Source organism: Streptomyces sp. YIM 98790, assembly GCF_011421595.1.
Lineage (GTDB): Bacteria > Actinomycetota > Actinomycetes > Streptomycetales > Streptomycetaceae > Streptomyces.
Genome location: NZ_WTLH01000265.1, coordinates 1 through 6,321, shown reverse-complemented (window position 1 = coordinate 6,321; position 6,321 = coordinate 1). Strand labels below are relative to the sequence as shown.

At 75.3% G+C, this 6,321-nt stretch carries 2 protein-coding genes and 1 pseudogene; 1 reads left to right on the top strand and 2 read right to left on the bottom strand.

Going from position 1 to position 6,321, the window contains the following annotated elements; translation table 11 throughout:
• Positions 1-219, bottom strand: a pseudogene (locus GQS09_RS26295) (hypothetical protein); the annotation flags it as partial.
• 265 nt (positions 220-484) lie between these two features.
• On the opposite strand from GQS09_RS26295, the gene GQS09_RS26290 reads away from it, so the two are divergent.
• Entirely contained in the window at positions 485-2,029 is a 1,545-nt protein-coding gene (locus tag GQS09_RS26290; RefSeq protein WP_165990037.1) for a cation:proton antiporter, read from the top strand.
• Here the strand turns inward: GQS09_RS26290 and fxsT are convergent.
• Positions 1,938-6,200 carry an FxSxx-COOH system tetratricopeptide repeat protein gene (gene fxsT / locus GQS09_RS28790; protein ID WP_313896343.1) on the bottom strand — a complete coding sequence of 1,421 codons (4,263 nt, stop codon included), beginning with the start codon at positions 6,198-6,200 and terminating at the stop codon, positions 1,938-1,940. The two genes, GQS09_RS26290 and fxsT, sit on opposite strands and share 92 nt — an antisense overlap.
• Positions 6,201-6,321: the final 121 nt, after the last annotated feature.

Below are 6,321 nucleotides of genomic sequence, written 5' to 3'. Positions count from 1 at the left end.
CTCCGGGGGCGGGCCGCCGGCCGGGCCGCCCCCGCCGCCGGCCGCGGCCAGCGCCAGTTCGGTCAGCGGGCTGCGGTACAACTCGCCCCAGGCCTCGGGGTCCTGCTCCTCCGGCTCCGGCTCCGGGCCGGGTGCGCGGCCGGCGGCCGTGCCCGGCACGCTGACGCCCCCGGCGCGGAGCGAGGCGCCCCACTCACCGCCCCAGTAGTAGGGATGCATACGGACAGAAGGGGAAAATTCCCGGATTCCCGCGGATACGCGGTGATACAGCGTGGAGAATGCAGGCTCCCGGACACCCGTTCCGTGAATGAAAACCACCGCTGTCACATGCCCCCCACGGTCATCCGGTTTCTCGCTGTGGAGATATCAGTTTGTCAAAAATCAGCAGTAGCCTGAACACGGCGCGGCTCCTTCGTACTCCTGGCCGGGCCGGCCGCAGCCGTCCCGGTGTCCGGTCCGGGACCCGGACCCCGGAGGTGTTTCCATGAGCGCGGAAGCGCTGCCCGTCCAGCTCATCGGCACCACGGCGCTGATCCTGGTGCTGGCGCACGGCGCGGGCTGGGCGGCCCGCCGGCTCGGTCAGCCGTCCATCGTGGGACAGCTCGTCGCCGGTATCGCACTCGGGCCGACACTTCTCGACCACATCTCCCCCGCATTACGGGAGGCCCTGTTTCCGGAGGAAAACGCTCCGATTCTGCACGGCCTGGCACAGGTCGCGCTCATCATTTTTCTTTTCGGTATCGGATATGAGCTGGATCTGGGGGTGCTGCGCACCCGGGCGCGCGCGGTGCTCACCGTCTCCGCCGCCGCCTTCCTGCTGCCGATGGCCGCCGGATCGGCACTGGCGCTGCTCTGCTACGACCGGCTGCGGCGGCTGGGCGCGCCGGAGGATCTGTCGGCGCCCGCGGTGCTCTTCCTCGGCGTGGCGCTGACCCTCACCGCGGTACCGGTGCTGATCGCGGTGATGCGGGAGAACGGCCTGGCCGGCAGCGTGCCCGGGATCATCGCGGTCTCCGCGGCCGGCCTGGTGGACGTGCTGGGCTGGGCGGTGCTGGTGGGCATTCTGGTGCCGTCCGGCGGTGAGGGCCTGGCCTGGCAGCCGCGGCTGGCCGGGGCGCTGTGCTATCTGCTGCTGATGCTGGTGGCCGCCCGGCCGCTGCTGCGCCGGCTGCTCTCCGGCACCCGGCTGGACCCGGCCCTGCGGCTGGCCGTGGTGACCGGTTTCGCCTTCGCCTCCGCCTGGGCGACCGGCATGCTCGGGCTGCACGTCATCTTCGGGGCGCTGCTGGCCGGGCTGGTGACGCCCCGCGAGCCGGACGGCACGCTGGATGCGGACCTGGTCCGCCCGCTCAACGAACTCGGCACCCTGCTGCTGCCGTTCTTCTTCGTGACGGCGGGTCAGCGGGTGCAGGTGGACGCGCTGACCGGCCCGGCCGTCGCGGTGCTGGCCGTGGCCGTGGTGCTGGCGCTGGCGCTGAAGGTGGGCAGCGGCGCGGCCGGTGCCCGGCTCGCCGGGCTGTCCGGCCGGGAGGCCGCCACGGTCGGGGTGCTGCTCAGCGCGCACGGTGTCACCGAGCTGATCGCCCTGGACGCCGGGCGGGACGCCGGGCTGATCGGCGGCCGGCTCTACACCGTGCTGATGCTGATGGCGCTGGTCACCACGGTGCTGGTGCAGCCGGCGCTGAGCCTGGTGCGGCGGCTGCCGTTCCGCCCGGCGGGCACCGGCCCGCGTCCGGTCCCGGAGCCGGGACCCGGGCGGGGACCCGGGCGGGGACCCGGGCCGGGGTCGTGCCCGGCTCCCGGGCCCGGCGGCCCGCAGGGCCCGGGAGCCGGGCACGACCCGGCGGACCTGGGCCTCGGCGGGCGCGTCCCGGCCCGGACCCACACCCGGAGCGGAGCCTGGGGCAGGGCCGGCGCGGTGATGGCCGGCGCCCGGGCTAGAGGGGCGCGGGTGCGAGGTCGCACTCGATCCGCTGGTGCAGCCGGGCCGCCATCAGCCACGGGTGATCCGGACGCAGCACCCGGGTGAACCCGGCCACCGCCTCGGTGTTCAGCCGGTCCGCCCGCTCGATCTCGCCCAGGCCGCGCAGGTCCAGGGCCAGATTGGCGCGGGCCGCCAGGGTCACCGGGTGATCCGTGCCGCACACCTCCTCCAGCAGGGGCAGCGTCGCCTCGTCGATCTCCCGGGCGCCCGCGAAGTCCAGCCGGGCGTAGTGGCCGCTGGCCCGGCCCAGGGCCGCGGTCAGCGACCAGACGTGCCGCTCGCCCAGGGTCCGGCGGAACCGCTCGCCCGCCTCGGTGTCCAGTTCCTCGGCGCCGGCCGCCTCGCCCTGGGCACGCAGCGTCGCCGCCAGATCGGCCATGGTGAGCAGCGTGTACGGGTGGTCCGGGCCGAGGGTGGCGCGGAACCGTGCCAGGGTCTGCTCGCCGATCTCCCGCGAGCCCTCCAGGTCGCCCCGCAGCCGCCGGTCCACCAGCGCGTTCACCGCCGTGGTCAGGGTGTCCGGATGGTCCGCGCCGTACCGGACGGTGAACCGCTGGAGGCAGTCCTCGGTCAGTGCCGCCGCCTCCTCCAGGGCTCCGTCCCGGCGGCGGCACACCGCCAGGTTCCGGGCGGCGCGCACCGTGGCCGCGTTGTCCTCGCCGAACACCGAGCGGTAGGTGGCGTAGATGTCCTCCTGCATGGCCCGGGCGCCCGGGTAGTCCCCGGCCTCCCGCATGTCGATGGTCAGGCCGTTGCGGGTGTTGAGGGTCAGCGCGTTGTGCGGGCCGTACAGCAGCTCCCACTGGTTGACGGTCTCCTCGTCCAGCTCCCGGGCGAGCGCGAACTCCCCGCTCAGCCGCAGCGAGACGCCGTAGCTGTGAGCGGCCAGCAGAGCGGCCGGGTCCTCCGGGCCGAACATGTCCCGGGCCCGGCCGTCCGCCTCCCGGTCCAGGTCCCGGGCGGCGTAGACCTCACCGCGGAAACGCAGCGCGCCGGCCATCTGCCACATCGAGTCGATGAGCTCCTCCTCCGGCACGGAGGCGCGGCGGGAGACGTCCAGGGCCTGCTCGTTGAGGCGGAACGCCTCCTCGGGGGAGCCGACCAGGCGCAGCAGGAAGGCCAGCAGCTTGGCCATCTTCAGCACCAGGGCGTCCTCCTCGCCGGAGTCCGCGTTCCACCGGGTCCACGCCTCCCGGGCCAGCTCGGCGCCGGCCTCGTGGGCGCCCCAGTAGTACAGGAACAGCACCGAGTCGTGGACGAGTTCCCGCACCCAGGGGTCGCCGCTGCGGACCGCGCCGGAGGCCATGATGTGCGGCAGCAGCGCCTGGTAGGCGGGCCACTGGTCGGCCGCCTCCGGCGCACCCGGCTTGGCCATGGCCAGCAGCACGTGGCCGGCGTGGCGCATGACCTCGGTGCGTTCCCGGCTGAGACCGCTGGTGATGACGGTGTGCATCAGGCGGTGCATCTGGAGGGTGCCGTTCTTGTGGTCCAGCCGGATCAGCGAGAGCTTGCTCAGGTCCCGGGTGGCGCGGGCGAACAGCACCGGGTCGCGCAGCACCGGGTCCAGCTCGGGGGTGATCTCCACGTTGCGGGAGCCGCGCAGCATGGTCAGCGGCACCGGCTCGGGTGCCATGCAGGCGCAGATCTCCAGCAGCTGGCGGGCGGCCGGGTTGGTGTCGGCCAGCCGGTCCAGGGAGATGTTCCAGGCGGCGGCCACGGAGATCGGGTAGTCGGGCGAGGGGTCCAGCTCCAGCACGCCGGGGCGGCGCTGCTCCAGCAGGTCCAGGTATTCGGCGACCGGCATGCCGGTGGTGGCGTGCCAGGCTCCGGCCTGCTCGACGGCGAGCGGCAGGTCGCCCAGGGCGTCGGCGAGCAGGTCGGCGTCCTCGGCGGACAGGTCGCGGGAGCGGCGGCGGAGCAGGGCGACGCTCTCCTCGCGTTCGAAGACATTGACCGTGAGCGGGGTGGCGACGCGCTCCCAGTCGCGGTTCCGGGAGGTGACGATGATCTTGCCGGGGCCGCCGGTGGGGAAGTAGGAGCGGACGGTGTCGATGTTCTCGGCGTTGTCGAAGATCAGCAGCCAGTTGTCGTACGGCTTGCCGGTGCGCAGCGCCTCCCGCACGGCGGGGACCGCGGTGTTGGCCTGCGGGCCGACGTCCAGGCCGAGATTGCGGGCCAGGTCGGCCAGCGCGCCCAGGATCAGGCTCTCCTGCTCGGAGGGCACCCACCAGATGACGTTGTACTCGTGGCTGTGGCGGTAGACGTACTCGATGGCGATCTGGGACTTGCCGACCCCGCCCATGCCGTGCAGGGCGTGCGGCAGCACGGCGGCGGTGGCGTCGCCGCGCAGCTGTTCCTCCACCGCGGCCAGCAAGGACTCCCGCCCGACGAAGTTGGGATTCTTCGGCGGCACATTCCCCATGACCTTCGGCTGGCCGGTGCGGACGTAGCGGGTGTCGGGGGCCTTCAGCTCCATGTGCGGGACAGCCTTCCGGGCATGTGGGGTGTCGGTGTTCTCGGTCTCGGGCTCAGGGCCGTTCTCGGAGCCGGGCTCGGGGCCGTTCCCGGAGCCGGGCCCGGAGCCGTTTCGGGAGCCGGGCTCGGGGCCGGTTGCGGGCGCCGGCGCGTCGGCGGGGGTGGCGGGCACACCGTCTCCAGTGGCATCGGGGACAGATTCAGCCCGTTCCCTGCCCGGGGACGGCCCGCCGCTACCCTCCGGAGGCGCATGGGCACCATGGGTTGCTCCGGTCAGGTGACCCGCGACCCGGGCCGCGCGCCGGGCGTACGGGCCGGAGAGGGCCTTCAGCACGGCCAGTTCGGTGCGCAGCCAGGAGGGGTCGGCCGGGGCGGGCGGCGGCAGCGCGGTGCCGTCGGGGTCGCGCAGCGCGGCCTGGAGCAGGCTGCCGCGCCGGCCGCCGCCGGGCAGGCCGGCGAGCAGGTCGACGGTGGCGGCGAGCTGGGTGCGGGTGCCCTGGGCGAGCAGTGCCTCGCGGATGCCGTCGGCGAAGTCGGGGCGGCCGTCACCGCCCTCCCAGTCGATCAGGCCGCCCATCAGGATCTCGGCGAGGTGATCCGGGCCCGCTTCCGGGACGGCGCGGTCGCGCAGCTCCGCGATCAGCGGGAAGTCGAAGGGCGCGGCGGCCAGTTGCAGGGCCAGGCGGCGGGCGGTGGGGGTGGCAAGGGAGACGAAACGGCTCACCGCCGCGGCGGCGGCCCGCGGCCCGTCGGCCCGGGGGGCGCGCAGGCCGGGGGCGGGACGGCCCCGGGCCAGGGTGCCGGCCAGCACCACGGGCAGGGTGCGGCGCACCCCGGTGTTTCCGGTGACGAGTTCCGCCCAGGCGGTCAGCGGCCCGGGCTTGAGGCTGAGCACGGGAACCGGGACGGGGACGGGAACCGGGCCGGGGCCGGGGGCGGCGGGGCGTGCGGCGGTCCGGTGGTGCGGTGCGGCGGGCTCCGGCACCGGCAGCACCGGCGGCCAGGCGTCGTCCGGCGGTGTGTGGCCGATACGGCGGTTGGGCGCGCCGGGGCCGCCGGAATCCAGGCGGGCGCGGTGGGGGGAGAGCGAGGAGCGGTGCCAGAGGTAGGTGGGCAGCAGGTGGACCAGGGCCAGCGGCCCGGTGCCCGCCAGCCGCCGGAGCAGGCCGTCCGCGGCGGGACCGGCCCAGCCGTGCGACAGACCGTCGGTGACCACGAGGAAGATCCGGCGTCCGCTCGCGTCGATCAGCTCGCCCGGACCGCCGCTGCGCACCCCCCGGCCCAGCCGCACCTCCTCGCCGTCGTGCCGCTCGCCGGGCGGGGGGCGGCCGGCCGGGGCGGCACCGCCCGGCGCTCCGCCGCCGTCCGGCTGTCCGGCGGAGGGCGGCGGGCCGTCGCCGTGGTGCCCGGCGGCGGAGGCGGGCGGGGGCGGGGCGGGGAGGCTGAAGGGGATGGTGCGGACATCCCGGAAGGCACCGCTGCGGGAGGCCTCCAGGGCCAGTCCGGCCACCGTGTCGTGCCAGATCCGCATCGTGGGGGAGGCGTCGGTGAGCACCACCAGTTCGAAGGCGCGTTCCTCGGCCGGCCGCACCCAGGGCAGCCACAGGTCGTCGGCGAGGCCGCAGCGCGCGGTGCGTTCCTCGTCCAGCTCGCTGCGGCTGCGGGACGGCACCCGGCGGGAGAGGCGGCTGAATGCCCTGGCCAGCCGGACGGGCCCGTGGCCGGCGGTGATCCCGCTCACCGGCTCGCCGGCCGGCTCCGCGACGGGCTTCGCCGGGCCCGCGTCCGGGTCCGCGTCCGGGCCCGGCGGCGGTGGCTGCGGCGGCGGGGGAACGGGCGGCGGGGGCACCACCGGCTCGGGG